Source organism: Streptomyces muensis (genome assembly GCF_021474425.1).
GTDB lineage: Bacteria > Actinomycetota > Actinomycetes > Streptomycetales > Streptomycetaceae > Streptomyces > Streptomyces muensis.
The window spans coordinates 35,152-53,113 of the sequence record NZ_JAKEIP010000011.1 but is presented as its reverse complement, the minus strand read 5'-3'; the positions used below and the strand labels follow the sequence as shown (position 1 = coordinate 53,113).

Annotated in this window: 15 protein-coding genes; 10 read left to right on the top strand and 5 right to left on the bottom strand. The window is 70.2% G+C overall.

The window, feature by feature from the left end; translation table 11 throughout:
- The first annotated feature begins 27 nt into the window (after nucleotides 1-27).
- Complete coding sequence (locus tag L0P92_RS05280) at nucleotides 28-3,072, top strand: alpha-mannosidase (protein ID WP_234761321.1); 3,045 nt, start codon at nucleotides 28-30, stop codon at nucleotides 3,070-3,072.
- 4 nt (nucleotides 3,073-3,076) lie between these two features.
- A complete protein-coding gene (locus tag L0P92_RS05275) occupies nucleotides 3,077-4,327 on the top strand; it encodes an alpha-L-fucosidase (protein ID WP_234761320.1) in 1,251 nt (416 codons plus the stop codon).
- A 209-nt stretch (nucleotides 4,328-4,536) separates the two neighbouring features.
- Here L0P92_RS05275 and L0P92_RS05270 read toward each other — a convergent pair whose 3' ends face one another.
- Nucleotides 4,537-6,219: a carbohydrate binding domain-containing protein gene (locus L0P92_RS05270; protein WP_234761319.1), complete on the bottom strand. Its 1,683-nt coding sequence runs from the start codon at nucleotides 6,217-6,219 to the stop codon at nucleotides 4,537-4,539.
- Nucleotides 6,220-6,394: 175 nt separating this feature from the next.
- Entirely contained in the window at nucleotides 6,395-7,522 is a 1,128-nt protein-coding gene (locus L0P92_RS05265; protein ID WP_234761318.1) for an ATP-grasp domain-containing protein, read from the bottom strand.
- A gap of 297 nt (nucleotides 7,523-7,819) precedes the next feature.
- Between L0P92_RS05265 and L0P92_RS05260 the strand changes: the two genes are divergently transcribed.
- Both L0P92_RS05260 and L0P92_RS05255 read left to right on the top strand, forming a co-directional pair.
- Nucleotides 7,820-8,680 carry a metallophosphoesterase family protein gene (locus L0P92_RS05260; protein WP_234761317.1) on the top strand — a complete coding sequence of 287 codons (861 nt, stop codon included), beginning with the start codon at nucleotides 7,820-7,822 and terminating at the stop codon, nucleotides 8,678-8,680.
- A complete protein-coding gene (locus L0P92_RS05255; protein ID WP_234761316.1) occupies nucleotides 8,677-9,354 on the top strand; it encodes a 4'-phosphopantetheinyl transferase family protein in 678 nt (225 codons plus the stop codon). Before L0P92_RS05260 ends, L0P92_RS05255 begins: the two co-directional genes overlap by 4 nt.
- A gap of 191 nt (nucleotides 9,355-9,545) precedes the next feature.
- Here L0P92_RS05255 and L0P92_RS05250 read toward each other — a convergent pair whose 3' ends face one another.
- From L0P92_RS05250 to L0P92_RS05240, 3 genes are all read right to left on the bottom strand, one after another.
- Nucleotides 9,546-9,776, bottom strand: coding sequence for a hypothetical protein (locus tag L0P92_RS05250; RefSeq protein WP_234761315.1), 231 nt, complete (start codon nucleotides 9,774-9,776; stop codon nucleotides 9,546-9,548).
- 107 nt (nucleotides 9,777-9,883) lie between these two features.
- Nucleotides 9,884-10,408: a toxin-antitoxin system, toxin component gene (locus tag L0P92_RS05245; protein WP_234761352.1), complete on the bottom strand. Its 525-nt coding sequence runs from the start codon at nucleotides 10,406-10,408 to the stop codon at nucleotides 9,884-9,886.
- Between the two features lie 39 nt (nucleotides 10,409-10,447).
- Nucleotides 10,448-11,098 carry a helix-turn-helix domain-containing protein gene (locus L0P92_RS05240; RefSeq protein WP_234761314.1) on the bottom strand — a complete coding sequence of 217 codons (651 nt, stop codon included), beginning with the start codon at nucleotides 11,096-11,098 and terminating at the stop codon, nucleotides 10,448-10,450.
- A 223-nt stretch (nucleotides 11,099-11,321) separates the two neighbouring features.
- Between L0P92_RS05240 and L0P92_RS05235 the strand changes: the two genes are divergently transcribed.
- The 6 genes from L0P92_RS05235 (at nucleotide 11,322) to L0P92_RS05210 (ending at nucleotide 17,961) form a co-directional block, all read left to right on the top strand.
- Entirely contained in the window at nucleotides 11,322-11,984 is a 663-nt protein-coding gene (locus tag L0P92_RS05235) for an MmyB family transcriptional regulator (RefSeq protein WP_234761313.1), read from the top strand.
- 93 nt (nucleotides 11,985-12,077) lie between these two features.
- Nucleotides 12,078-13,076, top strand: a complete 999-nt coding sequence (locus L0P92_RS05230; RefSeq protein ID WP_234761312.1) for a LacI family DNA-binding transcriptional regulator — start codon at nucleotides 12,078-12,080, stop codon at nucleotides 13,074-13,076.
- Nucleotides 13,077-13,186: 110 nt separating this feature from the next.
- Nucleotides 13,187-14,533, top strand: a complete 1,347-nt coding sequence (locus L0P92_RS05225) for an ABC transporter substrate-binding protein (protein ID WP_234761311.1) — start codon at nucleotides 13,187-13,189, stop codon at nucleotides 14,531-14,533.
- A 6-nt stretch (nucleotides 14,534-14,539) separates the two neighbouring features.
- Entirely contained in the window at nucleotides 14,540-15,496 is a 957-nt protein-coding gene (locus L0P92_RS05220) for a carbohydrate ABC transporter permease (RefSeq protein ID WP_234761310.1), read from the top strand.
- Nucleotides 15,493-16,353 carry a carbohydrate ABC transporter permease gene (locus L0P92_RS05215; protein ID WP_234761309.1) on the top strand — a complete coding sequence of 287 codons (861 nt, stop codon included), beginning with the start codon at nucleotides 15,493-15,495 and terminating at the stop codon, nucleotides 16,351-16,353. The genes L0P92_RS05220 and L0P92_RS05215 overlap by 4 nt, the downstream gene beginning before the upstream one ends.
- Before the next feature lie 33 nt (nucleotides 16,354-16,386).
- Nucleotides 16,387-17,961 carry a glycoside hydrolase family 13 protein gene (locus tag L0P92_RS05210; RefSeq protein ID WP_234761308.1) on the top strand — a complete coding sequence of 525 codons (1,575 nt, stop codon included), beginning with the start codon at nucleotides 16,387-16,389 and terminating at the stop codon, nucleotides 17,959-17,961.
- The last annotated feature ends 1 nt before the right edge of the window (nucleotide 17,962 follow it).

Here is a 17,962-nt window from a genome sequence, read left to right as displayed (position 1 = left end):
CCGTTCTCTCCCTCCCTGGAGACCCTGATGCACGACGAACGCCGCCGGATCGAGGAACGCGTCGAGCGCGTCCACAACCAGCGCATCAAGCCCGCGATCTACTCGGCCACCGTCCCCTTCGACGTCGAGGCATGGCAGGCGCCGGGCGAGCCCGTCTCCTTCGAGGAGGCCGCGGCCGCCCGGTACACGCCCTTCGCGATGGACACCCCGTGGGGCCCGCCCTGGGGCACGACCTGGTTCCGGATGCGCGGGCGGGTGCCCGCCGAGTGGGCGGGCCGGCGCGTCGAGGCGGTCATCGACCTCGGCTTCGTGGGGGACTGGCCCGGCAACCAGGCCGAGGCCCTGGTCCACCTGCCCGACGGCCGGCCGCTGAAGGCGGTCAACCCGCTCAACCAGTACGTGCCGATCGGCAACCCGGCAGTGGGCGGCGAGGAGATCGACTACCTGGTCGAGGCCGCCTCCAACCCGGACATCCTCGCCGACAACTTCTCGAAGACGACCCCGCTCGGCGACATCCTCACCGCCGGAGACAAGCCCCTCTACACCTTCCAGCGCGCCGACCTCGCCGTCCTGGACGAGGAGGTCTGGCACCTCGACCTGGACATCCAGGTGCTGCGCGAGCTCATGGTCCACCTCGGCGAGCACGAGCCGCGCCGCCACGAGATCATGCACGCCCTCGACCGGGCCATGGACGCCCTCGACCTGGACGACGTCTCCGGCAGCGCGGCCGCCGTACGCGAGGTGCTCGCCCCCGTCCTGGCCCGTCCCGCGCACGCCAGCGCGCACACCATCTCCGGCGTCGGCCACGCCCACATCGACTCCGCCTGGCTCTGGCCGATCCGCGAGACCAAGCGCAAGACGTCCCGCACCTTCTCCAACGTCACGTCGCTCGCCGACGAGTACGACGACTTCATCTTCGCCTGCTCCCAGGCCCAGCAGTACGAGTGGGTGCGCGACAACTACCCGCACGTGTGGGCCCGCATCCAGGAGTCCGTGAAGAAGGGCCAGTGGGCGCCGGTCGGCGGCATGTGGGTGGAGGCCGACGGCAACCTGCCCGGCGGCGAGGCCATCGCCCGCCAGCTGATCCACGGCAAGCGGTTCTTCATCGAGCACTTCGGCGTCGAGACCAAGGGCGTCTGGCTGCCCGACTCCTTCGGCTACACCGCCGCCTACCCGCAGCTCGCCAAGCTCGCCGGCAACGAGTGGTTCCTGACCCAGAAGATCTCCTGGAACCAGACCAACAAGTTCCCCCACCACACCTTCTGGTGGGAGGGCATCGACGGCACCCGCATCTTCACGCACTTCCCGCCCGTCGACACCTACAACGCCCGCTTCAGCGGCGAGGAGATGGACCGCGCGGTTCGCAACTACTCCGAGAAGGGCGGCGGCACCCGCTCGCTGGCCCCCTTCGGCTGGGGCGACGGCGGCGGCGGCCCCACCCGCGAGATCATGGAGCGCGCCCGCCGTCTCGCCGACCTGGAGGGCTCACCCAAGGTCGTCGTCGAACACCCCGACGAGTTCTTCGCCCAGGCCCGCGCCGAGTACCCCGACGCCCCGGTCTGGGTCGGCGAGCTCTACCTGGAGCTGCACCGCGCCACCTACACCTCCCAGGCCCGCACCAAGCAGGGCAACCGCCGCTCCGAGCACCGGCTCCGCGAGGCCGAGCTGTGGGCGACGACGGCCGCGCTGCACGCGCCGGGCTACTCCTACCCGTACGAGAAGCTCGACCGGCTGTGGAAGACGGTGCTGCTGCACCAGTTCCACGACATCCTGCCGGGCTCGTCGATCGCCTGGGTGCACCGCGAGGCGGAGGCCGAGTACGCCCGTGTCGCCGAGGAACTGGAGGCGCTGACGGCCGAGGCGGTGGCGGCGCTCGGTGCCGGAGAGGCCCGGGTCTTCAACACCAGCCCGTTCGACCGGGCCGAGGTCGTCCGTATGGCGGAGGGGGCCACGGCGTATGTCGAGGTGCCCGCGAGCGGCAGCGCGCCGCTGACGGGAGTGGAGCCCGCCCAGCCCGTGAAGGCCGAGGGCCGGATCCTCGACAACGGCCTGGTGCGCGTGGCGGTGGCGGACGACGGCACCCTGTCCTCCGTCCTCGACCTGCGCGCCGGGCGTGAGGTCCTGGGCGACAAGGGCAACCTGCTCCGGCTGCACACCGACCTCCCGAACTACTGGGACGCCTGGGACATCGACAAGCACTACAAGAACCGGTACACGGATCTTCTGGAGCCCTCGTCGATCGAGGTCGTCTCCGAGGGCCCGCTGCTGGGCGCGATCCGTGTGACGCGCGCCTTCGGCAGGGGCTCGACGATCACCCAGACCATCACGCTGCGCGCCGACAGCCCCCGCATCGACTTCGAGACCGAGATCGACTGGTACGAGGCGGAGAAGATCCTCAAGGCCGCCTTCCCGGTGGACGTCCGGGCCGCGCACTCCTCCGCCGAGATCCAGTTCGGTCACATCCAGCGCCCCACCCACACCAACACCAGCTGGGAGGCGGCCCGCTTCGAGGTCTCCGGCCACCGCTGGGTGCACGTCGGCGAACCGGGCTACGGCGTCGCGGTGCTGAACGACTCCACCTACGGCCACGACGTCTCCCGTACGGTCCGCGAGGACGGCGGTACGACGACCACGGTCCGGCTCAGCCTGGTCCGCGCCCCGCGCATCCCGGACCCGGAGGCCGACCAGGGCAAGCACCGCTTCACCTACTCGCTGTTGCCCGGCGCGAGCATCGAGGACACCGTCGCCGAGGGCTACTCCCTCAACCTGCCGCTCCGGGTGGCGGACGCGGCCGGCGCACCCGAGCCGGTCGTCTCGGTCGACGGCCAGGGCGTGACCGTCGAGGCGGTCAAGCTCGCCGACGACGAGTCCGGTGACGTGGTGGTGCGCCTGTACGAGTCGGGCGGCGGCCGTGCCCAGGGCGTGCTGCGCACCGGCTTCCCGCTGGCCGGCGCCCAGGTCACCGACCTGCTGGAGCGCCCGCTGGAGGAGACGGTCGAGATCTCCGACGGCGGGGTGGCGGTCTCGCTGCGGCCCTTCCAGGTGCTGACGCTCCGGCTGCGGAGGGGCTGACCCCGTGCCGATGCAACCCTGGTTCACCGACGCCAAGTTGGGGATCTTCATCCACTGGGGCATCTACGCCGTGGACGGCGTCCAGGAGTCCTGGTCGTTCTACGACGACATCGTCCCGTACGACCGGTACATGTCCCAGTTCGACCGCTTCACCGCCTCCCGCTACGACCCGCGCGACTGGGCCGAGCTCTTCGCGCGGGCCGGCGCCAGGTACGCCGTGCTGACCAGCCGTCACCACGACGGCGTGGCCCTCTGGGACACGGCCCACGGCGATCTGAACGTGGGCCGCGACCTGATCGCCGGTTACGCGGACGCCCTGCGCGAGCAGGGCCTCAAGGTCGGTCTGTACTACTCGCACTCGGACTGGAGCCACCCCGACTACGCCTCCACCCGCAAGCCCGGCCGCCCGCCGGAGCTGGAGGACAACCGTTACTCGGAGGTCGCGGCCGAGGACGAGGACCTGGACGCCTGGGAACGCTTTCTCGCCTACCGGGACGGCCAGATCCGGGAGTTGACGTCCCGTTACCGGCCGGACCTGCTGTGGTTCGACGGAGAGTGGGACCGCAGCGAGGAGCAGTGGCGGATCCCCGAGCTGGCCGCGCTGATCCGCTCCGAGGTGCCGGACGTCGTCTTCAACGCCCGCATGCTCAGCGAGGGCGACTACGCGACGCCGGAACAGGGCGCCCCGGTCCTCCCGCCGGACGGCCCGTGGGAGCTGTGCCTGACGATCAACGACTCCTGGGGCCATCAGCACCACGACCACAACCACAAGTCGGTCGACCAGCTGATCCGCTACTTCACGGAGACGATCGGCGGCGGTGGCAACCTGCTGCTCAGCGTCGGACCGCGCGAGGACGGCACGATCCCGCGCGAGCAGGCCGAACGTCTGGAAGGGCTCGGCGACTGGATCGCGCGGCACGCGGAGGCGGTGTACGGCACCGAGCGCGGCCTCCCGCCCGGACACCACTACGGCCCGAGCACCCTCTCCAAGGACCGCCGCACCCTGTACCTGATCCTCTTCGACGCCCCGCGCGCCGAGATCAACGTACGCGGACTGCTCGGCTCGGTACGCCGGGTCACGGTCCTCGGCAGCGGCACCGAACTGGCCCACCGCGTCACCGGCGGCCTGCACGAGACACCGGGCGTCCTCTGGATCGAACCGCCCACCGGGTCCGACCTCGACCCGCACGCCACGGTGCTCGCCGTCGAGTTGGAAGGGGAGCTGGAGCTGTACCGCGGCGCGGGCCGCTTCTGATCTGCCCCCCGCGGCTCATCTTCGAGTCGGCCGGCCGCCGCCCCCGTGACAGCGCCGGCCGACCCGAAGCCCCCGTACATCCCCCGTGGTGGTGCGTCCCCCCGTTGATCCCCCGTGGTTCCCCGTTGCCTTTCACTCTTATGAGCGCGCCGACCGCGCCCTGATACACCCTTCCGGAAAGATTCTTTCCGTCGGGGACGAGGGTGACCTCAGCCGGTGAACCCGGCCGTGATCGACGTGAACTGCCAGTTGCTCTGGCTGATCCCGGAGCAGTTGCTCGTCACGCCGCCGCCCGGGCACGGCCGGTCGCGGTTGACCGACCAGAACGCGAGACGGGCGAGGTGATGGGAGTTCGCCCAGTCGCGGATCTGGGTCCAGGTCGCGGGCGAGGTGAGCTCCTGCTGGTCGGACAGGCCGTTCATGCCGGAGATGCCGATGTGGGCGTAGGCGGTGGCGTCGTCCCAGCCGAAGGTGGACTTCAGCTTGGTCTTCAGCCCCTCCGTGGCGTTCACGGTGTTGCCGTACATGTCGGCACCGCCGCCGAAGTCGAACGGCATGATCGTGAACACGTCGATGTCCGCGTTCAGCGCCTTGGCCTGCTCGATCAGCCGGTTGCCCCAGTAGTTCGGTCCGGTGGTCGACGTACCGAAGGTGATGATGGTCCGCAGCCCCGGGTTGTTCGCCTTGACGATCTTCAGGGCGTTCAGGATCCGGTCCTGCACCGTGGCGTTCTCGAACTCGTCGGTGTTCTCGATGTCGACGTCGATCGCCTTCAGCCCGTAGGCGTCGATGACCTTCTGATACGCCCCGGCCAGCGCCTCGACGCTGGAGCAGTTGGGGCCGAGCTTGTTGCCGCTCCAGCCGCCGATCGACGGCACGATGTCACCGCCCGCGGCCCGGATGGAGTTGATGACGGCCTGGTCGTTGCCGCCGGTCAGGGCCCGCTGCCCGTCCCAGGCCGGGTTGCAGCCACCGGACGACAGGATGAAGGCCATCGTGTACCACTTGATCCCGGTCGCGCTCATCACCGACGTCGCACTCGGCGGATCGCCCCAGCCGAGGTACAGATAGGGCGCGGCCTGCTTGAAGCCGGTACCGCCACCGCCGCCCGCGTCCGTCGTGACGGTGACGGCGTTGGAGGCGGCGGAGACGTTCCCGGCCGCGTCCCTCGCCTTGACCGTGAAGGCGTAACCGGTGCTCGGCGACAGCCCGCTGACCGTCGCGCTGGTGCCGGAGACGCTGAGCACCTGGCTCGAACCCCGGTAGACGTCGTACCCCGCCACCCCGACGTTGTCCGTCGAGGCGTTCCACGTCAGCGACACGCTGGACGCGGTCTTGCCGGTGGACCGAAGGTTCCCCGGCACGCCGGGCGCCTGGGTGTCCGAGCCGCCACCCGGCCCGTCGAGGCTGATGTCGTCGGCGTAGTAGGTGCCCTGGGCGTACCAGCCGTGGACGTAGACGGTGACGCTGGTCTGGGAGGCACCGGTCGTGAAGCCCACGGTGAGCTTGCTGTACGCCGACGGCGACGACGTCCACGTGGACGCACCGCCGTTCACACCGAGGTAGACGTACGATCCGCGCACCCAGCCGCTGAGCGAGTACGTCGTGTTCGGCTGGACGGAGACCGTCTGCGTGCACTTGGCGATGTCACTGGAACCGGCCGCGCCCGCAAGGGCCTTGGACCCGCCGTGCACGGGGGAGGAGACGACCGACCCGAGGTTGCCGGTGCAGGACCAGGGCGAGAGGGCGCCGGATTCGAAGCCGGCGTTGGAGAGGATGTTGGCCGCATGGGCCGTACCGGGAAGTGCGACGGCTCCGGCGAGCGCGAGGGCTGCGGAGCCGAGCAGAGCGAGAAGACGACGTCTGGAACGTCTGAACAGTGAGCTGCGCACGCGATCTCCCTGAGGCTGTGGGGTGTTCGGGAGTGCAGAGACATGCAGAACGATGCGCAACCAAGTTGGTATGGACCAATCCCGGTGTCAATAGATGACGCCGGGATTGGCCAACGCCGCAAGGGGCGCGGGGAACTGCGCGACAAGCCACGACGAACCCGCACCGGCAGACAACCTAAAGCGGCAGTGCCTGAGCCGTCTCCAACGGGTCAACCGCCGGAGGCGTCGGCAACGCCGGCAGCAACGGCCCCTCGACCTCCGCCCGCTGCTGCGGAATGGACACCGCCCGCAACGGCCGCGGCCCCGAAACCACCGTGTAGTCCTGCCCCAGGAACGGCGGAGCCACCTCACCGGGATCCTCACCGAGCGCCAACTGGACCGCCAGCCAAGGCACGTTGACCCCGCACAGCGACAGCTGGTGCAAGCCCCCGGCCGGCCGCGTGTTCACATCCATCAGCACCGGCGTCTCCCCGAACATCCGGAACTGGATGTTGGACAGGTAGTGCAGCCCGAACCCCTCCGCGATCAGCCGCGCCGGCTCCAGCCACTGCTCCTGGAGCGTGAACCCACGACGCCGGCCGTTCTTGATCCGCCCGATCGCCAGCCGCACCCGGTTGTCGGGACCGGTGAGGCAGTCCACCGACACCTCGGGCTGCTCAAGACGCGGCATGACCAGCCAGTCCACCGGCTCCTCGGCCCGCCGCAACGCCTCCACGACAAGATCCAGCTGCACATACGGAGTCGGGAACCCGCTGAGGTGTGTGAGCGAGAAGGGGGCGCGCGTGATCACGCGGAAGCCCACCCCGCCCGCACCGGACGCCGGCTTGAAGCAGGCCTTGTATCCGCCCGCCTCCAACTCCTCGACCGCCGCGACGAGTTCATCGGCGTCCCGCACCCGCCACCACGGCGGCACCGGCACCCCGACCGCCTGCACGGCCTCGTACGCGATCACCTTGTCCTGGAAGACCGCCACGGCCTCCGGCGGCGGCGCCAGCAGCGCCGTACCCACCGCCTCGAACTCCGCGCGGTGCGCCACGATCGCCGACTGGTGCAGCCGCGGCACGAACACGTCGATGCCACGGCGCCGGCACTGGGCGAGCGCGTACTCGACATATCCGGCCGGGGACAGGCCCTCTGGCTCCAGGTCGGCGGTGTCGGCGGCGGCCAGCACGGGCGAGTCGGCGTCCCCGTGCGTCGCATGGATCTCGACGGCCCGATCGCTGGGATTTCTCCGCAGCTGATCCATGAAGAACACGTTCTCCGCGTACGTGCGGTTGAGCCAGACGCGTACGCGAGAGACCATGCAGGGCCGTCCTTTCGGGGTTCGCGGGCAGGGCGAAGCAGGCCCGTGCCCGGGCAGGGTGGTTGGAGGGACACCAAACCGCCCCGTGCGAAGGGAAGTCCAGGCGGTGGTGTTGGGGCGATCATACGGCTTTCAAAGGGTGCCGCGTGCAACGTACGTGTTACGGAATTGCGGATCATTCCTGACCGCCCCGCCCGTCCCGGGCCCGCCTCCGCCGGAGCCGCGCGTGTCCCCCTTGTACGGTGAACACATCCTGTGTTCTCGTGGTGTCGTTCGTGTGATCGAAAGGGGCGAGGGGTGACGTCGAGGGTCGGCGGTGCCGGACAACTGCTGGCCATCAGTGACCTGCACATCGGCTACGAGGAGAACCGCGCCCTCGTCGAGAAGATGCGGCCGGACTCCGACGACGACTGGCTGCTCGTCGCCGGTGACGTCGCGGAGACCGTGGCCGACATCCGCTGGGCCCTCGAGACACTCGCAGGCCGCTTCCGCAAGGTCGTCTGGGCACCCGGCAACCACGAACTGTGGACCCACCCGAAGGACACCGTCACCCTGCGCGGTGTCGCCCGCTACGAGCATCTGGTCGAGATGTGCCGGGAACTCGGCGTGACGACCCCCGAGGACCCCTACCCCGTCTGGGACGGCCCCGGTGGCCCGGTCGCCGTGGCCCCGCTGTTCCTGCTGTACGACTACTCGTTCCTGCCCTCCGGCTGCACGACCAAGGAGGAGGGGCTGAAGTACGCCCACGGGACCGGGGTCGTCTGCAACGACGAGTTCCTCCTGCACCCCGACCCGTACCCGTCCCGTGAGGCCTGGTGCCAGGCGCGGGTCGCCGAGACCGAGCGCCGGCTCGCCGCACTGCCCGCGGACCTGCCCACCGTCCTCGTCAACCACTACCCGCTGGACCGGCACCCGACCGACGTACTGTGGTACCTCGAGTTCGCCATGTGGTGCGGCACCCGGCTCACCGCGGACTGGCACCGCAGGTTCCGGGTCGAGACCATGGTCTACGGCCATCTCCACATCCCGCGGACCACCTGGCACGAGGGCGTCCGCTTCGAGGAGGTGTCGGTGGGCTACCCGCGCGAGTGGCGCAAGCGGCCGGACCCGCCGGGACGGCTGCGCCGGATTCTGCCCAGGGAGGACGGGACCCGTTGATCGAGGAACTGCTGCCGGCCTCGGTGGTCACCGTCGAGGCGTACGGCGACGAGGAGCCCGCGAACACGGCCCTGTACCCCGAGGAGGAGGCGGTCGTGGCCCGGGCGGTCGGCAAGCGCCGCCGCGAGTTCGCCGTCGTCCGCTCCTGCGCGCGCCGCGCCATGGACAAGCTCGGCGTGCCACCCCAGCCGATCCTGCCCGGCGAACGCGGCGCCCCGACCTGGCCGACGGGCTTGACCGGCAGCATGACCCACTGCGAGGGCTACTGCGCCGCCGCGCTGGTCCGCGCCCCCGACCTGGCCTCCCTCGGCATCGACGCCGAACCCCACCAGACGCTCCCGGACGGCGTCCTGCCCGCCGTCGCCCTGCCCGCCGAGGCGGAGCGGCTGCGCCGGCTCTCCGGCGACCACCCCGGCATCCACTGGGACCGGCTGCTGTTCAGCGCCAAGGAATCCGTCTACAAGGCGTGGTTCCCGCTCACTGGAAAGTGGCTGGACTTCACCGAGGCCGACATCGAGATCTTCACCGACGCCGGTGAACAGCGCGGCGGCTTCCGCGCCCGGCTTCTCGTGCCCGGCCCGTGGGTCGGCGAGCGCCGGCTGGAGCTGTTCGAGGGCCGGTGGACCGTCCAGCGGGGGCTGGTGGCGACAGCGGTGAGCGTGCCGCACACCTAGGGGGTGTTTTGAAAGTCCCGCACAGCACCCGCGGCGCCCGGCACGCACCCTCGCCGCACCGGCCAAAGACCCAAGTAGCTCCGCTACGAGGGCCTTCGTCCGGCACGCCGAGGGCACGCACCGAACGCCGCGGGCACCGCACGGGACTTTCAAAACACCCCCTAGCCCCCGTGGGTCCGGCGCGCGGTCCGCTACGGCTGCGCAGGGCACCAGCTCTGCAGCAGCCGGAAGAACTCCTCCTCGTTGCCCGTCAGTCCCGCGTCCGCCAGGGCCTGTTCCGCCTCGGCGAGGACGGAGGGCGGCACGACAGGTGGTCGGCGGCCCCCGGGAGGACTGTCGAACGCGGCTCGTACGGTGTGCAACAGCCGCAGATAGGCCTGGACGGCGGTGCGCTCGCGGTCGGTCAGTACGGCGGTGGGCATCGGTCGGCTCTCCCCGGGTCGGCGTCGTGGCGTCACGCCCCGCACATCAGGGCGTACCACCAGCTTGCCGTCCACCACTGACAATCGGCCCTCGGCAGGGCGGAGGGTCAGCCCTGTGGCCCCAGGTAGCCCAGTGACGCCTCGATCCGCCCGGCCAGATGGTCCCGCTGTCCGCGTGCCGAGGAAACCGCCAGCCAGGTACGGCACTTGCTGGCGAGCAGCAGGCCGAAGCTCTCGGCCTCCTTCTCCTCCGCCTGGTCGAAGTGGTCGCGGGCGGCGACCTTGAGCACCGTCGACCGTAAGTCGGCGTCGTCGTGCAGGAGCCGGGCCGCCACCGTGGCGCCCTCGACGCTGTGGCTGCCGTGGCCGGCCTTCATGTGCCACAGCTCGTGGCCCAGGATCACCAGCTGGTGGTCGGGCGCGGTGCGTTCCTCGATCACCACGAGGTCCTGGTCGGCCATGTCGAGCCACAGCCCGCTCGCGGTACCGGGCGGGAAGGCGGCGGTGCGGAAGTGGACGGGGCGGCCGCGGCGTCTGCTCATCGCGTCGCACAGCGCGCGGTACAGCTTCTCCGGCGGCGCGGGCGCCGAGAGCGCCAGTTCCGCGACCAACTCGCCGCACAGGCGGCGCATTTCCCTACCGATGCCCACTGCTCTCCTGTTCTCCCCGGATCACGACTCGGGCCGCTTGACGCTCTCCAGGAGCATGTCCAGCCACTCCGCGACCTTGTCGCGATGCTGGTCTGTGGGGAGTTGGGCGGCCCGCCAGGCGATGCCGCGCACTCCGTGGTCCTGGAGGAGTCTCTCCAGCGGATCCTCGGCGGCCTGGGCCGCCTCGCGCTCGGCGAGCTTCTGGAGCAGGTCCTGCTCGGTGCGCTGGAGCGCGCCCGCGAGTGCCTCGGGGTCCTCGGCCGTGAGGAATCCGGCGTGTACCCGGTAGAAGCGCTGGATGGCGTCGCAGTGCTCCATGGTGGGGCGCCGGTCGCCGTTGATGAGGGCGCCCGCCTGCTGCCGTGACATGCCGGCGCCGTCGGCGATCTCCTGCTGGGTGTACTTGCGGCCGTTCGGCTTGAGGCGCGTGCGCCGCAGGAGGTCCAGGCGCTGCAGGAACCGGGCCTGTACATCGGGCTCACCCGCGGGACGCCCGCTCAGCAGGGCCTTGACCACGGGGACCGGGACGCCGGAGGCGACGGACAGACGGCCGGTGTCGAAGACCTCCGCGTGCGGCACACCGAGCCGGTCGGCGAGCGCGGTGACGCGAGCGACGACGGCCGGCAGCTCAGCCGTCGGCGCAACGCCCGGACCCTCGATGCCATCCGTCACCGACAGATCTCCTACGTCTCTCACAGGCTTCTCACAAGCGGTTGCCGTGAACTCGACGGAGATTACCGGGTAGTTCGAACTCACATCCAGGTCTCGCCACAACTGTGTCCAATTTCAGCCGTCAACCGGCACGAAATGCCACGATAGTTGACACGGCTCCGGCGTGGGCAGCAGGATCAAGGCGCCGCGTGAAGGCCGCATAGGCAAGAGGGGTGACCTCCCGATGGCATATCAGGCAGGTGGGCAGCGGTCCGTACCGCGGTCCGTCCCCGAGCGGCCCGAGGCCGAGGCGTACCTACGGGACTACGCCACCCTCGTGGAGGCCGTGCCCTTCCCGTCCGTCGTCGTCGACCACCGCTGGGACGTCGTTCTGGCGAACACCGCTTTCGCGTCACTTTTCCAAGGCGTGGGCCCGCATCCGACGGCGATGCCCGACGACAACTTCCTCAGGTTCGTCCTCTTCCACCCGGACGCGAGCACGGTCCTCGGCGACCACGAGGCCGGCTGGTGCCTGCCCATGCTGGCCCACTTCGCCGCCGCCGTGGAACTGCACGGCCATGACCACGGCCTCCAGGCCGTCCGCCGCGAGATCGCCCAGGACCCCATCATGGAGGCCGCCTACCGGCAGGGCCTGCCGCACTGGATCCGCGCGGTCGGCGAGCGGGCGGTCGCCCAGGACGGCGCCGTACGTCCGCTGCTGCACCCGGATCCGCGCTGGGGCGCCACCGACTGCCGGGTCGTCGACGAGACACCCCGGACCCTGCGCGAGATGGGGTACACCCGGCTGACTCTGGTGCTGCGCGAGGTGCGCAGGGACCGACCCCGGGCGCGTGCGGTGCGGCGCGGCGCCGCCCATCTGCGCGTGGTGCCCACCCCCGAGGACTGAACGGGGCACCGTCGGCGTTCAGGTCGTCGACGGCGCCCCGTCAGACCACTCGTCACGCAAGCGGCTTGCGCTTCTTGCGCTATTCTTGCGCGCATGACGCGACGACTTGCTGAAGTGGCGAAGAAGGTCGGGGTCAGCGAGGCCACGGTCAGCCGGGTGCTCAACGACAAGCCCGGCGTCTCCGAGGCCACCCGGCAGGCGGTGCTCTCCGCCCTGGACGTCCTCGGCTACGAGCGGCCCACGCAGCTGCGCGGCGAACGCGCCCGTCTCGTCGGCCTCGTGCTCCCCGAGCTGCAGAACCCGATCTTCCCCGCGTTCGCCGAGGTGATCGGCGGTGCGCTCGCCCAGCTGGGGCTCACCCCGGTGCTGTGCACGCAGACCAAGGGCGGGGTCTCCGAGGCCGACTATGTCGCATTGCTGCTGCAACAGCAGGTCTCGGGAGTCGTCTTCGCCGGCGGCCTGTACGCCCAGGCCGACGCACCGCACGACCACTACAAGGAGCTCGCCGACCGCAACATCCCGGTGGTGCTGGTCAACGCGGCCATCGGGCGCCTCGGCTTCCCGGGCGTCTCCTGTGACGACGCCGTGGCCGTGGAGCAGGCCTGGCGGCATCTGGCCTCGCTGGGCCACGAGCGCATCGGGCTCGTGCTCGGACCGGCCGACCACATGCCGTCGGCGCGCAAGCTGGCCGCCGCGCGGAGCGTCGCCGCAGACCTGCCCGAGGAGCGGGTGGCGCGGGCCATCTTCTCGATCGAGGGCGGTCACGCCGCCGCCTCCCGGCTGATCGACCGGGGCGTCACGGGCATCATCTGCGCGAGCGACCCACTGGCGCTCGGTGCCATCAGGGCCGCCCGCCGCAAGGGGCTCGGCGTCCCCTCGCAGATCTCCGTGGTCGGGTACGACGACTCGGCGTTCATGAACTGCACCGAGCCCCCGCTCACCACCGTCCGACAGCCCATCGAGGCCATGGGCCGGGCCGCGGTGGAGCTGCTGAACGCGCAGATCGCGGGCAGTGCCGTACCGGCCGAGGAGCTGCTCTTCGAGCCGGAACTGGTGGTGCGCGGTTCGACGGCACAGGCACCTCGTCCCTGAGAACCCATCCTCTGTTCAAAAATTTCAAATCGCGCGCGACATCTTGCGATCAAATGTCGCCGGTGCTTGAGTGTGCGGCGCCCACCGCTCCTGCCCAGAGGGGTCCACCGATGAGAAGCACCGGATTCCGCCGTACCCTTGCCGCGCTCAGCGTCTGCTCCTTGGCTCTTGCCGCCTCCGCCTGCGGGTCGGGCGACGATTCGGCGAGCGGCAAGACCCGCATCACGGTCAACTGCATGCCGCCCAAGAGCGCCAAGGTCGACCGGCAGTTCTTCGAGCAGGACGTCGCCGCCTTCGAGAAGCAGAACCCGGACATCGACGTCGTCGCCCATGACGCCTTCCCCTGCCAGGACCCGAAGACCTTCGACGCCAAGCTCGCCGGCGGACAGATGGAGGACGTCTTCTACACGTACTTCACCGACGCCCGGCACGTCGTCGACATCAACCAGGCCGCCGATCTCACGCCGTACATCAAGGAGTTGAAGAGCTACGACACCATCCAGCGGCAGCTGCGCGACATCTACACCGTCGACGGCAAGGTCTACGGCATCCCGCGCACCGGCTACTCGATGGGCCTGATCTACAACAAGAAGCTGTTCGAACAGGCGGGCCTCGACCCCGAGAAGCCCCCGGCCACCTGGGACGAACTGCGCGCCGCCGCCAAGAAGATCGCCGGCCTCGGCGACGGCACCGTCGGCTACGCCGACTACAGCGCCCAGAACCAGGGCGGCTGGCACTTCACCGCCGAGCTCTACTCCCAGGGCGGCGACGTCGTCAGCGCCGACGGCGAGAAGGCCACCGTCGACACCCCCGAGGGCCGCGCCGTGCTCCGGAACCTGCACGACATGCGCTGGACCGACGACTCGATGGGCAGCAAGCAGCTCCTGGTCATCAACGACGTCCAGCAGATGATGGGCAGCGGCAAGCTCGGCATGTACCTCGCCGCGCCCGACAACATCCCGATCCTGGTCAAGGAGAAGGGCGGCGACTACAAGGACCTCGCGCTCGCCCCGATGCCCGGCGGCGAGGGCACGCTCATCGGCGGCGACGGCTACATGTTCAACAAGAAGGCGAGCCCTGAGCAGATCCGCGCCGGCCTGAAGTGGCTGGACCACATGTTCCTCACGCCCGGCGACGGCTTCCTCGGCGACTACGCCCGCGCCAAGCAGAACGACGCCCCCGTCGGACTGCCCGAACCCCGGCTGTTCACCGGCGCCGCCGACGCCAAGGACCAGCAGGTCAAGCAGGCCAACGCCAACGTCCCGGTGACCAACTACCAGGCCTTCCTCGACGGCAACCAAAGCCTTGACATGAAGATCGAGCCACCGCACGCCCAGCAGATCTACTCCGTCCTCGACGGTGTCGTCTCCGCCGTACTCACCAAGGAGGACGCCGACATCGACCGGCTCCTGAAGGACGCCTCCGGCAAGATCGACGGCATCCTCGACTGGGGCTGACGGGCCATGACCGAGACGGCTCAGCGACGGACCGTGGCGAAGGTCGAGGTCCGCCCCATGCAGGCGCCGCCCCCGGCAGGGGACCGGAGGCGGCGCCGCCTCACCGACCAGATGCGCGCCTACGGCTTCCTCCTCGGCGGCCTCGTCTGCTTCGCCCTGTTCTCCTGGTACCCGGCGATCCGTGCCGTCGTGATCGCCTTCCAGAAGTACACGCCCGGCAGCGACCCCGAATGGGTCGGCATCGCCAACTTCACCCGCGTCTTCGCCGACCCGGAGTTCGCGGCGGCCTGGCGAAACACCCTCACCTTCACGCTGCTCGCCCTGCTGATCGGCTTCGCGATCCCCTTCGTACTCGCCCTGGTGCTGAATGAACTGCGGCACGCGAAGGCGTTCTTCCGGGTCGTCGTCTATCTGCCCGTGATGATTCCGCCGGTGGTCAGCGCCCTGCTGTGGAAGTGGTTCTACGACCCCGGCACCGGCCTGGCCAACGAGGCGCTGCGTTTCCTGCACCTGCCCACCTCGAACTGGTCCAACGGCGCCGACACCGCACTCATCTCCCTTGTCATCGTGGCCACCTGGGCCAACATGGGCGGCACCGTCCTCATCTACCTCGCCGCGCTCCAGTCCATCCCCGGCGAGCTGTACGAGGCCGCCGAACTCGACGGCGCGAACCTCCTGCAACGCATCCGGCACGTCACCGTCCCGCAGACCCGCTTCGTGATCCTGATGCTGATGCTCCTTCAGATCATCGCCACGATGCAGGTCTTCACCGAACCGTTCGTGATCACGGGCGGCGGCCCCGAGAACGCCACGGTGACCGTCCTCTACCTGATCTACAAGTACGCCTTCCTCTACAACGACTTCGGCGGCGCCTGCGCCCTCAGCGTCCTGCTGCTCGCGCTCCTCGGCGCCTTCTCCGCCGTATATCTGCGGCTGACGCGCACGTCGGGGGAGGACGTATGAGCACCCGGACGCTCGTCTCCCCGGCGGCCCTGGCCCGCCCGCGCGGCAAGGCCGTGTACTGGTCCGTCCTCACCGGCACCGTCCTGCTGTTCACACTGGCCTTCCTCTTCCCCGTCTACTGGATGGTGACGGGCGCGATGAAGTCACCGGACGAGGTGACGCGGACCCCGCCCACCGTCGTGCCGGAGCAGTGGCGGCTCAGCGGATACACGGACGCCTGGGACCTGATGCGGCTGCCGACCCACCTGGGGAACACGGTCGTCCAGGCCACCGGCGCCTGGCTGTTCCAGATCGTGTTCTGCACGGCCGCCGCCTACGCGCTGTCCAAGCTGCGGCCCGTCTTCGGCAACCTCGTCCTCGGCGGCATCCTCGCCACTCTGATGGTGCCGGCCCAGGCGCTGGTCGTGCCGAAGTACCTGACCGTGGCGGACCTCGGACTGCTCAACGACCCCCTCGCCATCTGGCTGCCGGCCGTCGCCAACGCCTTCAACCTCTATCTGCTGAAGCGGTTCTTCGACCAGCTCCCGCGCGATGTCCTCCAGGCCGCCGAGCTCGACGGCGCCGGGAAGCTGCGCATTCTGTGGTCCGTCGTGCTGCCGATGTCCCGGCCTGTCCTCGGCGTGGTGTCGATCTTCGCCCTGGTGGCCGTGTGGCAGGACTTCCTGTGGCCGCTGATGGTCTTCTCGGACACCGAAAAACAGCCGATCAGCGTGGCGCTCGTCCAGTTGTCGCAGAACGTCCCGCTGACCGTGCTCATCGCCGCGATGGTGATCGCCGGCATCCCCATGGTCGCGATGTTCCTGGTCTTCCAGCGGCACATCATCGCCGGGATCGGCGCGGGCGGCACGAAGGGCTGACGCCCTGACCTGCCCCGACAGAAAGGATGCACCGTGGCCCAGCCCACCCCTGCCCGCAACCGCCCGGACTGGTGGCGCAACGCCGTCATCTACCAGGTCTACGTCCGCAGCTTCGCGGACGGTGACGGCGACGGTACCGGCGATCTCGCCGGCGTGCGCGCCAGGCTGCCGTATCTCGCCGAACTCGGAGTGGACGCGCTGTGGTTCACCCCCTGGTACGTCTCACCGATGAAGGACGGCGGCTACGACGTCGCCGACTACCGTGCCATCGACCCGGCGTTCGGCACCCTCGCCGAGGCGGAGAAACTCATCGCGGAGGCGCGGGAGCTCGGCATGCGCACGATCGCCGACATCGTGCCCAACCATGTCTCGGACCAGCACCCCTGGTTCCGGGCGGCGCTGAAAGGCGGAGCGGAACGGGAGCTGTTCCACTTCCGGGCCGGCCGCGGCGACCGGCCGCCCAACGACTGGCGCTCCGAGTTCGGCGGCCCCGCCTGGACCCGGCTCCCCGACGGCACCTGGTACCTCCACCTCTTCGCCCCCGAACAGCCCGACCTCAACTGGGCCCACCCCGCCGTCCGGCGCGAACACGAGGACATCCTACGCTTCTGGTTCGAACGCGGTGTCGCCGGCGTCCGCGTCGACTCCGCCGCCCTCCTCGCCAAGGACCCCCGCCTGCCCGACTTCGTCGAAGGCCGTGACCCGCACCCCTACGTCGACCGCGACGAACTCCACGACATCTACCGCTCCTGGCGCGCCATCGCGGACGAGTACGGCGGCATCTTCGTCGGCGAGGTCTGGCTCCCCGACCCCGAACGCTTCGCCCGCTACCTGCGCCCCGACGAACTCCACACCGCCTTCAACTTCGCCTTCCTGTCCTGCCCGTGGGACGCCCGGCGCCTGCGTGCCTCCATCGACGACACCCTCGCCGAGCACGCCCCCGTCGGCGCGCCCGCCACCTGGGTGCTGTGCAACCACGACGTGACCCGCACGGTCACCCGGTACGGCCGCGAGGACACCGCCTTCGACTTCGCCACCAAGGCCTTCGGCACACCGACCGACCTCGCCCTCGGCACCCGACGGGCCCGCGCCGCAGCCCTGCTCTCCCTCGCCCTCCCCGGCGCCGTCTATCTCTACCAGGGCGAGGAACTGGGCCTGCCCGAGGCCGACATCCCGCGCGACCGCGTCCAGGACCCGATGCACGCCCGCTCCGGCGGCACCGACCCGGGCCGCGACGGCTGCCGGGTGCCGCTGCCCTGGGTGGCGGGCGAGCCGTACGCCGGATTCGGCGGCGAGCCCTGGCTGCCGCAGCCGGCCGACTGGCCGTCGTACGCCGCCGGCGGCCAGGCCGCGGACCCCGGCTCGATGCTCAGCCTCTACCGCACGGCGATTCGCCTGCGCCCCGTCTTCGGGAAGGGCCCGCTGACCTGGCTGCCCGCCCCGGAGGGGATCCTCGCCTTCCGCCGCGGCGACGGCGCGCTGTGCCTGGTGAACCTCGCCGACCAGCCGAGCGACCTGCCCGCGCACACCGAACTCCTCGTCAGCAGCGCGCCATTGGACACGGAAGGGAGGCTGCCGAAGGACACCGCGGTCTGGCTGCGCGCCTGAG